Annotated in this window: 10 protein-coding genes; all 10 read left to right on the top strand. The window is 40.8% G+C overall.

Annotated features, from left to right (window positions below; genetic code table 11):
- The first annotated feature begins 40 nt into the window (after window positions 1-40).
- Window positions 41-6,073, top strand: coding sequence for a hemagglutinin repeat-containing protein (locus RYO55_RS05540; RefSeq protein ID WP_314984517.1), 6,033 nt, complete (start codon window positions 41-43; stop codon window positions 6,071-6,073).
- 46 nt (window positions 6,074-6,119) lie between these two features.
- Window positions 6,120-6,509 (top strand): hypothetical protein, encoded by a 390-nt coding sequence (locus RYO55_RS05535; RefSeq protein WP_314984516.1) that lies wholly within the window; start codon window positions 6,120-6,122, stop codon window positions 6,507-6,509.
- 161 nt (window positions 6,510-6,670) lie between these two features.
- On the top strand, window positions 6,671-7,438 hold the full coding sequence (locus RYO55_RS05530; RefSeq protein WP_314984515.1) for a SprT family zinc-dependent metalloprotease: 768 nt from the start codon (window positions 6,671-6,673) through the stop codon (window positions 7,436-7,438).
- A 12-nt stretch (window positions 7,439-7,450) separates the two neighbouring features.
- On the top strand, window positions 7,451-10,858 hold the full coding sequence (locus RYO55_RS05525; RefSeq protein ID WP_314984514.1) for a DNA polymerase III subunit alpha: 3,408 nt from the start codon (window positions 7,451-7,453) through the stop codon (window positions 10,856-10,858).
- 93 nt (window positions 10,859-10,951) lie between these two features.
- A complete protein-coding gene (gene pyk / locus RYO55_RS05520; RefSeq protein WP_314984513.1) occupies window positions 10,952-12,700 on the top strand; it encodes a pyruvate kinase in 1,749 nt (582 codons plus the stop codon).
- A gap of 35 nt (window positions 12,701-12,735) precedes the next feature.
- A complete protein-coding gene (locus RYO55_RS05515; RefSeq protein ID WP_004696809.1) occupies window positions 12,736-13,479 on the top strand; it encodes a Bax inhibitor-1/YccA family protein in 744 nt (247 codons plus the stop codon).
- Between the two features lie 13 nt (window positions 13,480-13,492).
- On the top strand, window positions 13,493-14,404 hold the full coding sequence (locus RYO55_RS05510; RefSeq protein ID WP_195394847.1) for a LysR family transcriptional regulator: 912 nt from the start codon (window positions 13,493-13,495) through the stop codon (window positions 14,402-14,404).
- A gap of 394 nt (window positions 14,405-14,798) precedes the next feature.
- The gene (locus RYO55_RS05505) at window positions 14,799-16,223 is read left to right on the top strand and encodes a DASS family sodium-coupled anion symporter (RefSeq protein WP_314984512.1); all 1,425 of its coding nucleotides are present in this window, start codon (window positions 14,799-14,801) and stop codon (window positions 16,221-16,223) included.
- A 103-nt stretch (window positions 16,224-16,326) separates the two neighbouring features.
- Window positions 16,327-16,596 (top strand): citrate lyase acyl carrier protein, encoded by a 270-nt coding sequence (citD, locus tag RYO55_RS05500; RefSeq protein ID WP_004696923.1) that lies wholly within the window; start codon window positions 16,327-16,329, stop codon window positions 16,594-16,596.
- Window positions 16,596-16,965 (top strand): aldolase/citrate lyase family protein (locus RYO55_RS05495; protein ID WP_314984511.1); only part of this gene is annotated, 370 nt, incomplete at its 3' end. The genes citD and RYO55_RS05495, both read left to right, overlap by 1 nt.

Raw genomic sequence — 16,965 nt, 5'->3', positions numbered from 1 at the left:
AAATGTGTGTTATTAAATGAGAGAGTATAAGGAAAGAATAATGAAAATTAAACAGTATACAGCAACCGCATTGTGTGCAGCCTTATTAGTTACAAATTCTGGACCGTGGATTCCGCTAGCAGTGGCACAATCTATTGTACCGAATCAAGGAAAAATGGGTCCAACTATGGATGAAGCCCCTAATGGAACGCCCATTGTCAATATTAATAATCCGAATGCTAATGGGTTATCTCACAATCAATATGATATGTTTAATGTAGATGACAAAGGGGTTATTCTAAATAACTCAAGGAGACCTGTATCTACAGAACTAGCTGGCTATGTGATGGGTAATCCTAACTTGAGAGGTGCTGCAGCTAAGACGATTTTAAATGAAGTAACTGGAACGGGTGCAACTGCTATGAATGGTGCTTTAGAGGTTGCGGGGCGTAAGGCACATGTTATCATTGCTAACCCAAATGGGATTGCTGTTAATAATGGGACATTTATTAATGCCAGTGCAGCTACATTAACAACAGGTAATCCTATTATTACTGATGGAAAAATTTCTGGATATGATGTGAAACAAGGTACTGTGACGGTATCGGGACAAGGGCTCGATGCATCGCGTACATCTCGTACAGATATTTTGGCTGAAGCGGTACAGCTCAACGGCAAGGTATGGTCTGATGAAAGCCATGTTGTAACCGGTAAAAACACGGTATCTGTCGATGACAGTGGTAAGGTGACTAATGTTACGAAGACTGGTACCTCAGAGCAAGTAGGTCTTGATGTTTCTCAAATCGGTGGTATGTATGCGAATAGTATGTACTTAGTAGGAACCAATGATGGTTTTGGCGTGAATAATAAAGGGATTCTTTCTGCACAAAATCATATTTCTGTAGACAGTACCGGCAAGGTACAAAATAGTGGCACTGTGGTGGCGCCGGATATAAGCATTAGTGCAAAAGGCTTTACACAAGTCGGTAAGGCTAAATTCTATGCTGATTCGGCACGTATTTCAGCAGATGCTTTCACACAAACCGGTAATGCTGTTACGAAAGATGCACCGGTACTCATCGCGCGTAATAATTTAGCGGTATCTACCAATACAATTAAAAATACGAATGGTAGTGTGCTGAAGTCTGAAGGAGTACTACAACTTGGAAAGACGATGGATTATAACGGCGTTATATCCGGCAAAATGGATACATTAACTAATGTGGATGCTACTATTGAGGCTGGTCAGCAGGGAGTGATTCTCGCCAAATCCATTGCTAATAAAAATGGTGGTGTTACGTTGAAACGGGCTACTACAGGAACTACGGAGCATGTTAAAAATGAAGTGGCACCGGCAGGCAGTATCAAGCGGTACCAGCTTTCTGAGGAACGTATTTATGGGCACGATGATCCGATTCCAAAAGATAAGGTTGTAGTTCATTCTTCTGAAAATTTACAATTATCTATTAATGGAGATCATCACGATAGTTGGACTAAATATGAATATGACCGTACACGAGTAAAAGAAGTAGTAGATACTTCTAAACCAGGACGCATTATTTCGGGTGGTAACTTACAGATTGAAGCGGACCTTGTGACTAATGATGCCAGTCAAATTAGTGCAGCAGGCACTTTGGCAGGTAAAATCGGCCATTATGAAGCGCTTAATCCGAAAGGAAATGAATATATTAGTGAGAATGGGACTGCTACTGGTTATAGTCGCCATAAACATCATGGATGGGATTCCACAAATATTCGTGAGGCGGAGTATCATAATGATGTAGTACAACCGATAGATATACCGGTAACTGTTTATGGTAGCAATATAGCGAACAGCACAACAGGTGCTACGGTAGATACGTCGGTATTGACGTCTATGAGTCAGTTATCCACTAATCCGAATACAACTTATGTCATGGAAACTGACCCAAATTTTACCAATCGAAGAAGCTTCTTATCCTCTGATTATGTCATCAATCGGTTACAACTCAATCCTATGCGTACACAAAAACGATTAGGAGATGGTTACTATGAACAACAATTGGTGATGCAGGCTATTTTACGTCAAACAGGTAAAAGTAGACTACAAGCGGGATTAACAGAAGAAGAGCAGTATAGAAAACTAATGGATGCGGGTCTCACTATAATGAAGTCTAAGTCCATGAAACTTGGACAAGGATTAACTGAGTCGGAGCAACAGCAATTGACGGAAGATGTGGTAATGCTTGTCAGTCAACCGGTAGTATTGCCGAACGGTAAGACTGAAACCTTACTCGTACCAACATTATATTTGGCGCCGACCACACAACGTGTTGCGGGGGCTGCGAATATGCAGGCTCAATCGATTAATTTGCAAGTAGGTACGATGCATAACAGCGGTAGCATAGTGGCGGATGACGCGATAACCGTACATGGTAATACGATACACAATGATAACGGACTGATTAAAGGTCGTACAACGACTGTTGTAGCAGATACCGATATTCGTAATACACAAGGTACGATAGAAGGACGTGACCGTACGACTGTATATGCTAAGAATGATGTGATGAATGAGGGCGGCACGATTAAGCAAACCGATGAAAAAGGAAAGCTTGTTGTGGCGGCGGATCGTGATGTTATCAATAACGGCGTCAAGTATGAAGCTAGCAATAATAAGGTTGTATGGAACAGTGCCAATAGCCGCCGTGAGACCGTAACCGCTGTAGATCAAGGTCAAATTACGGCGAAAGGTGATGCTGTAGTTACAGCAGGTCGTGATGTTGCTATGCAGGGTGGTAAAGTGACTTCTGATAAAGATGTTACTCTAGTAGCTGGACGTCAGGTAAACATGCAGTCTATGACAGCGAATCATGAATTAGAGGAACATCGCTATGACAAAGGAAAATCCGGTGGTGGTCATTCTCAGACTACAGAAACACATGATTTAGTGAATGAAGTAACCACTGTAGGCAGCAGTGTGGAAGGTAACAATGTAACTGTGGTTGCTAATGCTGATGTAGCACTTAGTGGTAGTGAAATTTTGGCAGCTGATAAGGCTCAGGTGGAAGGTAAGAATGTAAAACTTGATACTGCAGCGGCTACAAGTACTGCCAATCATGTGTATAAGGACAAGAAGAAAAGTTTAGTTAAACGGGAACGTACAGATGCAACTAGTGTGGCACAAGTGACGGCTGTAACAGGTTCTGTTGTGAGTGGTAAAGAGGTTGCGATTAAATCTGGTCATGATGTGACGGGACAATCCGTTAAACTGATGGGTAAACAAGGCGTTCAAGTGTCAGCAGCTGGCAAGGTTGAACTCGGTGCGGATAAGAATGTAACGAAAGAAGTGAGTACATATCGTCATAAGACTTCAGGTTTAATGGGAAGTGGTATCGGATTTACTATTGGTACAGAAAAACGAAATATAGATGACACCAATCGTGAAGAGGAGACCGTACGTAATACTATTGCTAGTACGAAGGGCCATGTAAACATTACGGCTAATGATACGGTACATCTTACTAGTGCCGATGTATTAAGTAAAACCGGTACAACGATTGAGGGGGCTACAGTAACCCTTGATGGTAATACTGATACGCAACATATGACGCATGATGATCGCTATAAAAAGTCCGGCTTAACGGTGGCATTAGGTGGTGCATTAGCTGATAGTATAACGAATGCAACGCGAACTATTAAACAAGCTGGAGGCCGTGATGATAAACGTTTGACAGCACTTGAACTTAATGAAGCTCGTAAACAGTTACAAGATGGATATGAAGCTGTAGATAGTGCTTTACATGGAGCTAAATTACGAGATGCAGTGACTGGTAAAGTCGAAAAAGTAAATGGTAAAGCTAAACGAGGTCCAAAAAATATTGATAATGCTGTTAATTTATCTGTATCAATTGGTAGTACATCACAGAAACAAGGTCAAACTGTAAATACCGCAACTTATAAGGGAGGCGTTGTTATTAGTGACGGCGATGTTCGTATAACGGCTCGTGATACTAAGAAAAATGGTATTACCCTTACTGGTGAAAGCGTATCTGCTGAATCTATTAGCCTGGCTAGCGCTAGCGATATTAATATAGAGGCTGGTAAGAATACAGTAGATGTGAAAAATGACTATAAGAGTTCTGGCTGGAGTGCAGGCGCGAGTATTAGTTTAACTGGTGGTGGACTTCTCGATATTAGTGCGAGTGCTCATATGGCACGACAAAATGGAGATACCCATCAAGAAAGTTATGTGCCAACAAAAATTAAAGCCGTTGAACTAGCACAACTTAAAGCAAAACGAGATACGAATATTATTGGTTCTACTGTATCTGGCAAAAAAGTCGGAGTAGATACAGGCCGTGATTTACATATTCAAAGTTTGCAAGATGTAGATAACTTTAAAGAACATAGTAAGTCCGCTGGATTCTCTGTATCCTCGAAACCTAATTTAAAAGATCCAACTGGCAGTATAAATGCTAGCGTAGGGCGAATTGATAGTAAATGGAAGAGCGTAACAGAACAAGCAGGCATTTATGCTGGAGAAGAAGGCTATGACATTAATGTAGGTAACAGTACTACATTAGAAGGTGCTCTAATTAAAAGTAACGCTCCAAAAACTAAGAATAAACTGACTACAAAATCTCTAGAGATGAAGGACATCAAAAACGAAGCTGAATATACATATAGCAACAATGGTATCGGCTATAACTACTATGGTAGTAAAAAGAAACTCGAAGAGATGAAGACCAATGATAAAAAGGGTTATGATAAGATTTATAACAGTATCGGTCTAGTTCCAAACTTAGGCGTAGGCTCTAAAGGTAAAGCAAGCTCTACTACTCAATCTGCTATTTCTGATGGTATACTGACTGTAGATGGTAAAGAAATTGATACTAAAACCATTAACACGAATACAGAAAATACATTACATCAATTAGATAAGATTTTCGATAAAAAGAAAATTGAAGAACGTCAAGAATTAGCTCGCTTATTTGCTAAAAATGCTTTTGAAGAAGTACATCGATTAAGTGATAAATATCATTGGAAAGAGGGCGGTCCTGAGAAAGTGGCTTTGCATGCTGCTATAGGTGAAATTACTGCACAATTGGCGGGTAATCCTAATGGATCGGGTGCATTGGCTTCTGGCGTTAATGAATTAGCAATTAAAAAGATAATTGATAAAGTTGGAGAAGATTATCCTGATCAAGCACAAATACTAAGTGCTATTCTAGGCGCGACAGCTAATAAAGTAATTGGTAAATCAGGTACAACTGGTGCTTCAATCTCTTACTTAGGTACAAAATGGAATTATGAAGGTATAAGGAATCCACGTGAATATCCAATTGCCGCATATTTAAATGCAGACGGATCATATAAATATGTTGATGAATATGGAAATGAAATCAATCGTGATGATATAAAACTTCGTAATTTAGTTATTTGGGTGGAGAAGGAATATAATACTGGTATTGGATATACAATGATGATAAATCGGGATGGTAAGCCTGATGCTTATTATAATGGTTCAATTAAGGAGCAAGGAAAGGGAGAAAGCTTTAGTTGGGTTGTTTATGGTAAAACAATCTTAGATTTAGAAGAGTATAGAAATCTAAAGGGAAGTGCTAATCCAACTAATGAAAAGGTTAGACCTATGGATCCAATGATATCAAATTTTACAGAAAGAAAAAAAGGAGTATTTGAGTCACTAGGATTTACTATGGAAAATCATTTAAAAGAGGCTTTGAATCCCTTAAGTGTAAGTTGGACAGGAGTAACTACTGCATTGGATTACAAAGCTAGTAAAATTGCTGATAAATACTTACCTATTGGTACAATTACTAACTATATAGGTATGGTTGCTGCTGATTCCGATGTTGAAAAATATGGTATTACAGGTGCTGAAGCACGAGTAAGAATGGATGTTGCGTATATAGGTGGTATGCTATTTGTAGGGAAAAAAGTGAAGCCTGTTGTAAATGCGATAGGTGTACACTTTAGTGATTATGAATTTAATAATGCAAAAAATAAGATAGCACCACCTTTATCTAAAGAGGCTGTACAGAAAGATAAGGATAAAAGGTTTGAGGAGGCATTGCATACAACTACTATGTAATGTAGGATTAGGGGTTAATTATTTTAAATATTAAATGGAGCTATATATGAAGATTGGTCTTTCATTATTTTTATTATGTATATATTGTCTATATTTTATTAAGAACCCTTATTTTGTATTAGAAAAGGAACAAGTTAAACGTTCTAAATCCATGTTATATACGGAAATAGGAATAGGCTGTCTAGTTTTTATACTCATTAATATTCCTTATGATGGTGATAATTTAATTCACCTTTTAGCTGTTATAGGTATATTGAGTTGGGTATTTGAATTGTGGTTGAGAATTTTGGCCATTAAGTCTGACTCTTCACTTACTTTAGAGAAAATGCCTATTCTATTGAAAAAAGCAAAAAGAGATTTTTATTCTGTAATACCTATAATAGTTATTTTTATGCTTATGATTATTTTTAATGTGATAACTGATAATTTTAAATAATATTTAGAGGTAAATATTATAAGTTTTATTTTAATGACACCTATACCACCCACAAGGGTTTGGTATAGGTGTCATTTTTATATTACAAAATAATAAAAAATCAGTATTACTTAAAATCTAAGTCATTCTATTAAAATCACTAGAATTTTACGTTTTTATGAGTGTTTTATGATAAAATAAAAGGTATGAATACTTCAACAACTAGGTCTATTACCTATAATGGCGACAGAATTGAATATGAGTTAACCATCAAGCGTGTGAAGAACATGAACATGCGCATTACCAGGGATGGTGTGATCCATGTGTCGGCGAATGGGTACATACCGGATCATGTGATAGATAAATTTGTTATCGAAAATATGCCCTCCATTGAGCGGGCTCGCTATAAGATTGATGCATTGAATGCCAAGCGCGTCGATGCGTTGCAGTATGTGAATGGTGAAAGCTTATCCATCCTCGGCATTCCCGTTACGTTGCGCCTAGTTGAGCAGGATGGAAAGCCTCACATCGGTTTTGACGGAAAAGCTATTCTTACCATGGTTGTACCTCGTGGTACGACCTTTGAAGCTAAACATAAATTAATGCAAAGTTATTGGCGTAATTTAGGGGAGAAGGTCTTTGTTCATTGGGCAAAGGTCGTGTATCAGCGATTTCACAAGCAAGGTATTGATGTGCCTATGCCAATCATAAAACAGCAGCGAATGAAGAGTCGTTGGGGTTCTTGTACGCCTGCAAAGCAGCTCGTCAAGATGAACACCCGTTTGTTAGAGGGACCACAGGCGTATATTGAGTACGTTATGGTTCATGAGTTTGCTCATTTTAAATATTTAGACCATTCCAAGAACTTTCACAATCTTGTGGCACAGTTTTTGCCGGATTGGAAGACTCGTAAGAAGTCATTGAACGTGTATTTTGCTCATCGCCCTTAAAGGAGGTGTACCATGCAGCCATTTGTACATTTACATAGTCATACAGAGTTTAGTTTGCTAGACGGCATCAGTCGTTTGCCTGACATGGTACGTCGTGCGAAGGAGTTAAATCAGCCGGCCCTTGCCATTACAGATCACGGCAATATGTACGCAGCCATTTATTTTTACAAAGAATGTATGGCCCAAGGCGTTAAGCCTATTATCGGTTGTGAAGTATATGTAACGGAAAATAATCGATTCGATCGTCCAGAAGGTCGCAGTCGTGAAAGACTAAAACATCTTATCCTTTTGGCTGAGACCATGGAAGGGTATCGTAATCTTGTTAAAATCGTATCGAAAGCATCTACAGAAGGTATGTTATATCGTCCCCGTGCAGACCGCGATTTGTTGCGCCAATACAGCAAGGGCATAATTGCCCTCAGTGCTTGTATTCAAGGTGAAGTGCCGCAGTATATTTTGCAAGATAATATGGAAGGCGCCAAGCGTTCCATCGAATGGTATATCGAGACATACGGCAAGGATAATTTTTTCTTAGAAATTCAAAATCATGGTTTGCCAGAAGAGGCAAAGGCCCAAGAGGAGCTCATTAAGCTCAGTAAGGAATATGGTCTTGGCATTGTAGCGTCTAACGATTTTCACTATGTCTTAAAAGAGGATGCAGACGCGCAGGATATAAAGGTATGTATTTCTACAGGTCGTCGCCGTGCTGAGATAGACCGCTTAAAATTCCCAAATGATGAGTTCTATCTCAAGTCTGGGGATGAAATGGCAGAGCTATTTGGACATATTCCGGGGGCCATTGAAAACACCTTAAAAATTGCAGACCGCTGTAATGTAGAGTTTAATTTTGATGAACATCACTTGCCGCACTTTGATGTGCCAGAAGGGGAAACGTCTAAAACGTATTTACGTAAGGTTTGTGAACGAGAAATTCCACGCCTTTATGGTGAAACGTCTGAAGAGTTACAAAAGCGTCTCGACTACGAGTTAGATGTTATCGGTACGATGGGTTTTGAGGATTACTTCCTCATCGTATGGGATTATGTGCGGTATGCACGGGAACATGATATTTTAGTAGGCCCAGGCCGTGGTTCTGCGGCAGGTTCTGTAGTAGCCTATCTCTTAGGCATTACAGGCCTTGATCCATTAAAATACGATTTGCTCTTTGAACGGTTCTTAAATCCAGAGCGGGTAAGCATGCCCGATATCGATATTGACTTTTGCTATGAAAAGCGTGGTCAAGCTATCGAATATGTGACGAGAAAATACGGTCAAGCTCGTGTATCTCAGATTATTACGTTCGGTACAGAGGCGGCTCGTGCCGTAATTCGTGACGTAGGTCGCGTGCTCGACTTACCTCTGGCTGAAGTGAACCGCATCGCTAAGATGATTCCCAATGAACTGGGGATTACCTTAGATAAGGCTTTACAAGGCAAAGAGTTAAAAGCTTTATACGAAGCTGATCCAAACGTTAAAGAATTATTTGATTTTGGTAAAAAGCTAGAAGGCATAGCGCGAAATTCGTCCACGCATGCGGCGGGCGTCGTAATTTCTGCAGACCCTCTCGATGACCACGTGCCGGTACAAAATGCCAACGATGAAGGCTTTGTTACGCAGTACGATAAGGATAATATCGAGGAGTTAGGCCTCTTAAAGATGGACTTCTTGGGCCTCCGTACCTTGACGGTTATGGGGGATGCCTTAAAGCTCATCAAGGCGAACCGTGGTATTGACCTAGACTTAGATGCCATTCCGCTTGATGATAAGGCGGCGTGTGACATTCTCACAAAAGGCGACACCTCTGGTGTATTCCAGCTTGAGTCGGAAGGTATTACAAAGCTTGTAATGGACCTTAAGCCTGAGCATTTTGAAGATTTAATTCCATTGGTAGCCTTGTATCGTCCAGGCCCACTAGGCTCTGGGATGGTGGCGGACTTTATCGACCGCCGTCATGGTAAAAAAGAGGTTACCTATTTACATCCAATTTTAGAACCGATTTTAAAAGATACCTTTGGTGTAATCTTATACCAAGAACAGGTTATGCAGATTGCCTCTGCCATGGGTGGTTTCTCCCTTGGTCAAGCGGACTTGATGCGCCGTGCTATGGGCAAGAAAAAGGAATCTGTTCTAAAGGCACAACGGGAGTCCTTTATTCAAGGCTCTGTAGCGAACGGTATTACCGAGTCCGTTGCGAATGAAGTATTCGATTTGCTCGTATACTTCGCTGGTTACGGCTTTAATAAATCACATAGTGCGGCTTATGCGTATATCGCGTACCAAACGGCGTACTTGAAAGCCCATTATTTCCCTGAATTCATGGCGGCTACCATGACGAGCTTCATGCAGAACATGCAAAAGTTGACGTATTACATCAACTCCTGTAAGAAGCACAATGTTAAGGTTCTAGGTCCAGATATTAACTATTCTGAACGCAGTTTTGCCGTGCAAGACGACGCCATTCGTTTCGGCCTTGGTGGTATCAAGAACGTTGGAGATAATGCTATTGATCGCTTGATTCGCGAGCGCAATGAGCACGGCCTCTATACGGATATTCTAGACTTCTGCAAACGGGTAGATAATCGAGTTGTGAATAAACGACTTCTTGAAAGTCTCATCCGTTGCGGTGCTATGGATGGCTTCCAGGAAAACCGGAATCAGTTGCTACACATGTATGAAAGCGCTCAAGCCGTTGGTGCTAAAGAGCAAAAGGATGCCGCTATGGGCACGATGAGTCTCTTTGGTGATATGGAAGAGGCGGTAGAGTTTATTCCAGTTCCCAATGTGGAGGATCTATCGGAAGACGATAAGTTAAAGGATGAAAAGGAATACACTGGCTTTTATATTACAGGTCATCCATTGCAAGGTTATGCGAAGGAATTAGAAGGTCTCTTTGAACTGGGTGCTCTTGTAGAAAATCCAGAGCAATATGATGGTCAAACTATTACCTTTGGGGGGCTCATTGAAAATAAATCGGACCGCATGACAAAGCGTAATGAGCTTATGTCCATTCTTCGCATCGAGGATTATTCTGGTGCGGCGAATGTAGTGGCATTTCCTAAGGTCTTTAGTCAAAGCCAACAGTTCCTTGCGGTCGATATGATCGTTAAGGTAAAAGGTCGCGTTGATGCGGATGAAAAGGGCGTGCAAATCATTGCAGACCGTATTACTCCATTAAAGGTAAACTATAATCAGGCAAAACAGGTGGCCATCCATATTTATAGTCAATATGATACGCCAGAAAATAGTGAAGCCTTAAAACGTGTGCTAGTAAATACAGCAGGCTCCGTGCCAACATCGTTATATTTACACCGTCAACGGAAACGCATTAATTTACCACCGAATATGTGCTTTGACCCTAGTGATGAATCCATCAAGGCTATTGAAGCTATTCTAGGGGAGGGCTCCGTAGAGGTGCAGTAACATATGTTGCGTGGGGCACAGATAGCTTTCACCAACATTGATATAATAAGAAATGAACTATCCTATCTAGGGATTGCTTTCATAGGAGGGATTATGAAACGTACAAAAATTGTATGTACTGTAGGTCCAGGAACGGATAAATTTGGTATCTTAGAAGATATGATTCGGGCTGGCATGAACGTAGCTCGTTTTAACTTCTCCCACGGATCCCATGAAGAGCAAGCAGAACGCATGCAAATGGTGCGCGATGCGGCGATGATTGTGAATAAACCAATCGCATTATTGCTCGATACAAAAGGTCCTGAGGTTCGTCTTGGTCTATTTAAAGAGGGCAAGGTATTCCTCGAAGCCGGTCAACAATTTACGTTGACTACAGATGATGTAGAAGGTACAAGAGAGATTAGCTCCGTGAACTACAAAGGTCTTACAGGCGATGTGTCCGTAGGGGATAAAATCCTCTTGGCTGATGGGCTTGTAACACTTATTATCGATGCTATCGAAGGTAATAATATCGTTACAACTGTTCAAAACAGCGGAGAAATCGGTAACCGCAAGCGCGTAGCCGTACCAGGTGTAGCACTAAGCTTGCCACCCGTATCTGAACAGGATGAAGCAGACTTGCGCTTTGGTTGTCAACAAGGGGTAGACTTTGTGGCCGCATCCTTTATGCAACGCGGTAAAGACATTGTGGCGATTCGACGGATTCTTGAGTCTGAGAAAAAAGATATCAAGATTATCGCGAAAATTGAAAATGCGGAAGGCGTTAAAAATATCGATGAAATCTTGGAAGTAGCTGACGGTCTCATGGTTGCTCGTGGCGATCTCGGTGTAGAAATTCCTGCAGAAGAGGTGCCAGTACTTCAAAAGATGATGATTGAAAAATGTAATGACTTGGGGAAACCCGTTATTACGGCGACACAAATGCTTGAGTCTATGATTCAAAACCCACGTCCGACACGGGCGGAAGCAAGTGACGTAGCCAACGCCATTTTGGATGGTACTGATGCGATTATGTTGTCTGGTGAAACAGCCAATGGTTCCTATCCTGTAGAAGCTGTTGCGACCATGACTCGTATTGCAGAGGTAACGGAGAAGGCTGCTATTTACGATAGTTATAGTCGCGCTCGTGAGGATGAAGAAATGACTACCACAAGCGCTGTATGTTTGGCTAGCGTGCGCGTAGCTCAAAACCTCGGGGCCACAGCTATTTTGACATGTACTGAATCTGGACACACCGCACTTAGTGTGGCTCGTCATCGTCCAGATTGTAAAATCATCGCTGTTACACCTCATGAGGAAACTATCCGTCGTATGCAATTATGTTGGGGTGTAGAGGCTATCAAGGGGCATGAAATCATCAACTCTGATGAAATGGTTAAACAAGCTATTACCGGTGCTCTCGGTACTGGCGCCATCGAGTCTGGTGACCTCGTAGTTGTTACTGCTGGTGTGCCATCAGGTGCAACAGGTACGACTAATATGATTCGCGTTCATATTGCAGGTCGAGTGCTCCTGTCTGGTAATGGTATTTTACGCAAATCCGTTACAGGTAATGTGTACATTGCTGCTAATCATAAGGGCAATTATGATAGCTTCAAAGACGGCGATATCCTCGTGGTAGGTACAATGGAGCCTGAATTGATGGCCGTTGCTAAACGTGCTGGCGGTATTATCGCAGTGGAAGATGGTTATACATCGGACAGTGCTATTGCGGGGATTACGTATGGTATTCCTGTTATCTTAGGCACTAAAAATGCCCATGAAGTGCTCCTTGAAGGTCAAGAAGTGACTATCGATGGAGAACGTGGGAAGGTGTTTGCAGGCATTGCCAATGCTCGATAATCGCTATGAGTGATAATTAAATAAGGAGGGATAGTATGAATCCATATAATGTAACAGGACCTACTGCAGCTGAGGTTGCACAGGTTGAAAGTATCGTATCCCAACGATTAAAAGGCTCTTTCTTGTGGATGGTTGTAGGTTTGCTTACGACCATCGGTGTTGGCTTTGCCGCATTAGCAAATCCAAACTGGTTACGTTTTGCGTATCAAAACTTTAATATTATTTTATTAGTAGAGCTTGGTGTGGTATTCCTATTTAGTGCTCGTGCATATTCTGCTAATATAATGACGTTACGTGGTATGTTCTTCCTCTATAGTGCTTTGAATGGTCTCACATTGACCTTGGTATCTTTGCGATATGATGTGTTTGATGTAGTTATTCCAGCCTTAGTAGGTACGTTAGCATTCTTTATTGGCTTTGCTGTGGTAGGGGCTACAACTAAGCGCAATTTATCATCCCTTACACCATATGTATTAGCTGCCTTAATTGGTATGATTATCGTATCTGTGGTCATGATGGGAGCCCGCTTCTTTAACTGGACTGTACTCAGTGGCTTTAGTGATACTGTTAGTTTAGTTCTAGGTTATGTAGGTGTTGTAGTATTCTCTATCTTTACAGCTATTGATGTGAACCGCATTAAAAATAATGTGACACAAGTGGCGCTCATGGAGGATGAAACAATTTTAGACCGCATTGAAATCACTGGTGCTTTGAGCCTTTATTTAGATTTCATTAACTTATTCTTATCCTTATTACGCATCTTTGGTAATAAGCGATAACAAAGGAGTTTGTATGGACGATAGAGAATGGCAAACCTTTGTTACTGTTGTCGATGAAGGCAATATTACAAGGGCTGCAGAAAAATTATTTTTATCGCAACCAGCGTTGAGCTATCGGTTGCGCCATATAGAAAAAGCCTTGGGCCATTCTCTGTTGTTGCGAACTGCTGAAGGGATTGCCCTCACGGCACAAGGCGAAATTTTCTATGATTACTGCAAGCGAATGATGCAAGAACAAGAGGCCTTGGAGAATGCTATGAATTCCGCTTCTGGCAAGATTCAAGGGACATTGAAAATCGCATCATCTATTAACTTTGCAGACTATGAACTACCAGCCTTATTGAGATCTTTCCGAGAACAATATCCAGATGTTCACATTCAAGTGAAGACTGCTTTCAGCCATCAAGTGGTAAAAATGTTTAATACCGGTGACTGTATGGTCGCCTTTGCTCGTGGTGGTTATGATGTGTCTGGCAAGTCTGAATTGTTACTAGCAGAACCATATTGTTTAGTATATAAAGAATTAGTGCCACCTGAATCCTTGGTAAAAGTACCATTCATTAAATATCAAACAGATGCATCGGTGGCAAATATTATCGAAACTTGGTGTGCAGAACATTTTGACGAGCCCCCAAGTGTGGCGATGGATGTAAACTCTATGAGTACGTGTCGTCACTTTGTGCGCGCAGGTCTAGGATGGTCTATTTTGACCTATATGGGACTTGGATCTTGTAAGGATAAAGATATCTATGTGAGTCCATTGCGTAGCAAAGATGGTGAATATATTACCCGTGATACAAATATGGTGTACACAAAAGATGCGGAAAATCTGGTTGTAGTTAAAACATTTATCGAATATGTCCGTAATTACTATAAAGAACATACCGTAGTGGATGACAGTATATTTAGAGAATATAAAGCATAGGATGCATTATAATAGAGTATATCTATGAGGTTTACCAACTGTTTATCCATGCTGTTTCAGCATTGGACTTTTTCGATATAATAACTCATAATATAGATTAAGACCAATATAGTACCATGTAAGTGCATGTATATCCCCTTTGGGGAGGTATACATGCATTTTTTTCATTTAGAACTACAATTCTATGCTCAAAATGCATAAAAAGTATGATTAGTAGATATAAAAGTTTTTATAACCCCTATAAAGGTAATCTATTATTCATATTTCTTTTAAACATATATAATGAGTGTAGACAAAAAATCCTAGAGTTCAATAGATGATAGTCGCGTATTAAGAATTTCTGGGGTAGTGTTAGGATGATATATATGCCTATGTTTTTAAGAAAGGAATAAACATGGAAAGATTCTTAAAATTAGCACTTATTGTGCTAATCCCTGTTATCCTCTGGTTCACAACTCCACCGGAAGGACTTTCAGATACCGCCTGGCGCCTATTTGGTTTCTACATTGCAGGTATCTTAGGTTTGATTTTAAAACCGTATCCAATTCAAATTATTTTATTAGCTGTATTATCCGCTTCCGCATTATTCTTGGACAATGCGAAAGAAATTTTAGTAGGTTACGGCTCCACGGCATTGTGGATGATTATCGCTGCGTTCTCCTTGAGCGTAGCGTTTGGTAAGACCGGCCTTGGTCACCGCGTGGCTTATCACCTGATTCGTGCATTCGGTTCTACCGTATTGCGTTTAGGGTATGTAACGGCACTTCTTGATTTGATTCTATCTCCCGCAACACCTTCTAACACGGCACGTGCGGCTGGTATTATTTATCCGATTAACTTATCCATAGCCGAATCCATCGGTTCCTATCCCGGCGATACGGCGAAACGTGGCGGTTCTTTTATCTTGATGAATGGCTACTTCGTAACAAAGATTACATCCTTCATGTTCTTAACTGCTATGGCTCCGAACGTGTTGGCACTGGACTTCGTTACCAAGATTACCGGCCTTACTATGAACTGGGTTGAATGGGCAGTGGCTTTGGCACTTCCTGGCCTTGTAATGTTGATCTTTGTTCCTCTTATCGGTTACTGGATTGACCGCCCTGAAAGCGTGGAAATCGACAATAAGAAATTGGCTGCCGACGGTCTCGCTAAATTGGGACCTATGAAGGTATCCGAGAAGATCTTGGCTGTTGTATTCATCCTTGCTCTTCTTGGTTGGGCATGGCCTTCTATCGGATATTTTTTCCCAGCTATCGCTTTTGACTTGAGCCCTACAGCAGTAGCCTTAGTAGCTATGACTATCGTATTCTTGAGCGGCATCATCACTTGGGATGACATGGTTCAAACTAAAGCTGTTTGGAACACATTCATCTGGTTCGGTGCTATCCTTGGTTTGTCCACAGCGTTGACTAAAGCTAAATTCTTTGCTTGGCTTGCAACATTTATGCAAACAAACTTGGCGCTTGATTTTTCGCCTCTAGTAGTCGTATTGATTCTGTCCGCTATCAGTGTTGTGATTCGTTATTTGTTCGCCTCCAGTACTGCATATATTGCGTCTATGCTTCCAGTATTCTTAACTGTAGGTATGGCATCAGGTGTAGACCCAGTTATGTTTGGGCTTGTATTACTTGCAACAAATGCGTTTGGTGGTCTTGTAACTCACTACGGCGCATCCCCTGGTCCAATCATTTACTCTGCAGGTTATAACAATTTGAAAGATTGGTGGACTGCTGGTGCTATCTTAGCGGTATTGAGTTGGATTCTACTCTTTGTAGTAGGTATCCCTTGGTGGACTTTCATCGGTATGATTGGTTAATCATACAATCTTATAATCATTATTGTTTTAACAGCACGGACCAGACATTCGCGACACGTCTGGTCTTTGCCATTTGATATATTTATTAGTGAAAGGATGCAACATGGCACAATTAGTAAAAGCTGCACAAGCTGGCTTCGACGAAAAAAATGATGCATTAGTAACGGTTGAACCGATTGCTAGCGGTATCGAAATTGAATTAACATCCAAAGTTATCCGCCAATACGGCGACCAAATTAAATCCGTTATCTTGAACACAGTGAAAGAAGCTGGTTATGATGGCGTAAAAGTAATCGTACAAGATAAAAATGCTTGGGATTACACAATTAAAGCTCGCGTATTAGGTGCATTGGAAAGGGGGAGCAAAGCATAATGGCTAACGATAAAACATTCCCAGAAGTTAAAACAAACCCATTAACAGAGGCTGCTAAAAAACGCTTGTCTCGTTCCATGATGTTCGTACCGGGTAATACACCTAAAATGATTAACAGTGCAGATATTCACGGTGCTGACTCCATCATGATCGATATTGAAGATTCCGTGCCAATTACAGAAAAAGACACAGCTCGTCTTTTAACTGCAGAAGCATTGAAATCCCGTAAATTCCGTGCAGAAACAGTTGTTCGTATCAACCATCCTACACAAACTCCTTATGGCTATGACGATCTTGATGTCATCGTTCCAGCTAAACCTGATATGATTCGTTTACCTAAAACTGAAGATGTTTCTGAAGTTGAAATCG

Origin of the sequence: uncultured Veillonella sp., from assembly GCF_963551295.1 — a bacterium.
Taxonomy (GTDB): domain Bacteria; phylum Bacillota; class Negativicutes; order Veillonellales; family Veillonellaceae; genus Veillonella.
This window is presented reverse-complemented; position numbering and strand designations above follow the sequence as displayed.

What these genes read in the sequence shown, in the direction of transcription:
- RYO55_RS05505 (WP_314984512.1), top strand. Translation starts at nt 14,799, where the DNA reads ATGGAAAGATTCTTAAAATTAGCACTTATTGTGCTAATCCCTGTTATC.
- RYO55_RS05515 (WP_004696809.1), top strand. Translation starts at nt 12,736, where the DNA reads ATGAATCCATATAATGTAACAGGACCTACTGCAGCTGAGGTTGCACAG.
- RYO55_RS05535 (WP_314984516.1), top strand. Translation starts at nt 6,120, where the DNA reads ATGAAGATTGGTCTTTCATTATTTTTATTATGTATATATTGTCTATAT.
- pyk (WP_314984513.1), top strand. Translation starts at nt 10,952, where the DNA reads ATGAAACGTACAAAAATTGTATGTACTGTAGGTCCAGGAACGGATAAA.
- RYO55_RS05525 (WP_314984514.1), top strand. Translation starts at nt 7,451, where the DNA reads ATGCAGCCATTTGTACATTTACATAGTCATACAGAGTTTAGTTTGCTA.
- RYO55_RS05540 (WP_314984517.1), top strand. Translation starts at nt 41, where the DNA reads ATGAAAATTAAACAGTATACAGCAACCGCATTGTGTGCAGCCTTATTA.
- citD (WP_004696923.1), top strand. Translation starts at nt 16,327, where the DNA reads ATGGCACAATTAGTAAAAGCTGCACAAGCTGGCTTCGACGAAAAAAAT.
- RYO55_RS05510 (WP_195394847.1), top strand. Translation starts at nt 13,493, where the DNA reads ATGGACGATAGAGAATGGCAAACCTTTGTTACTGTTGTCGATGAAGGC.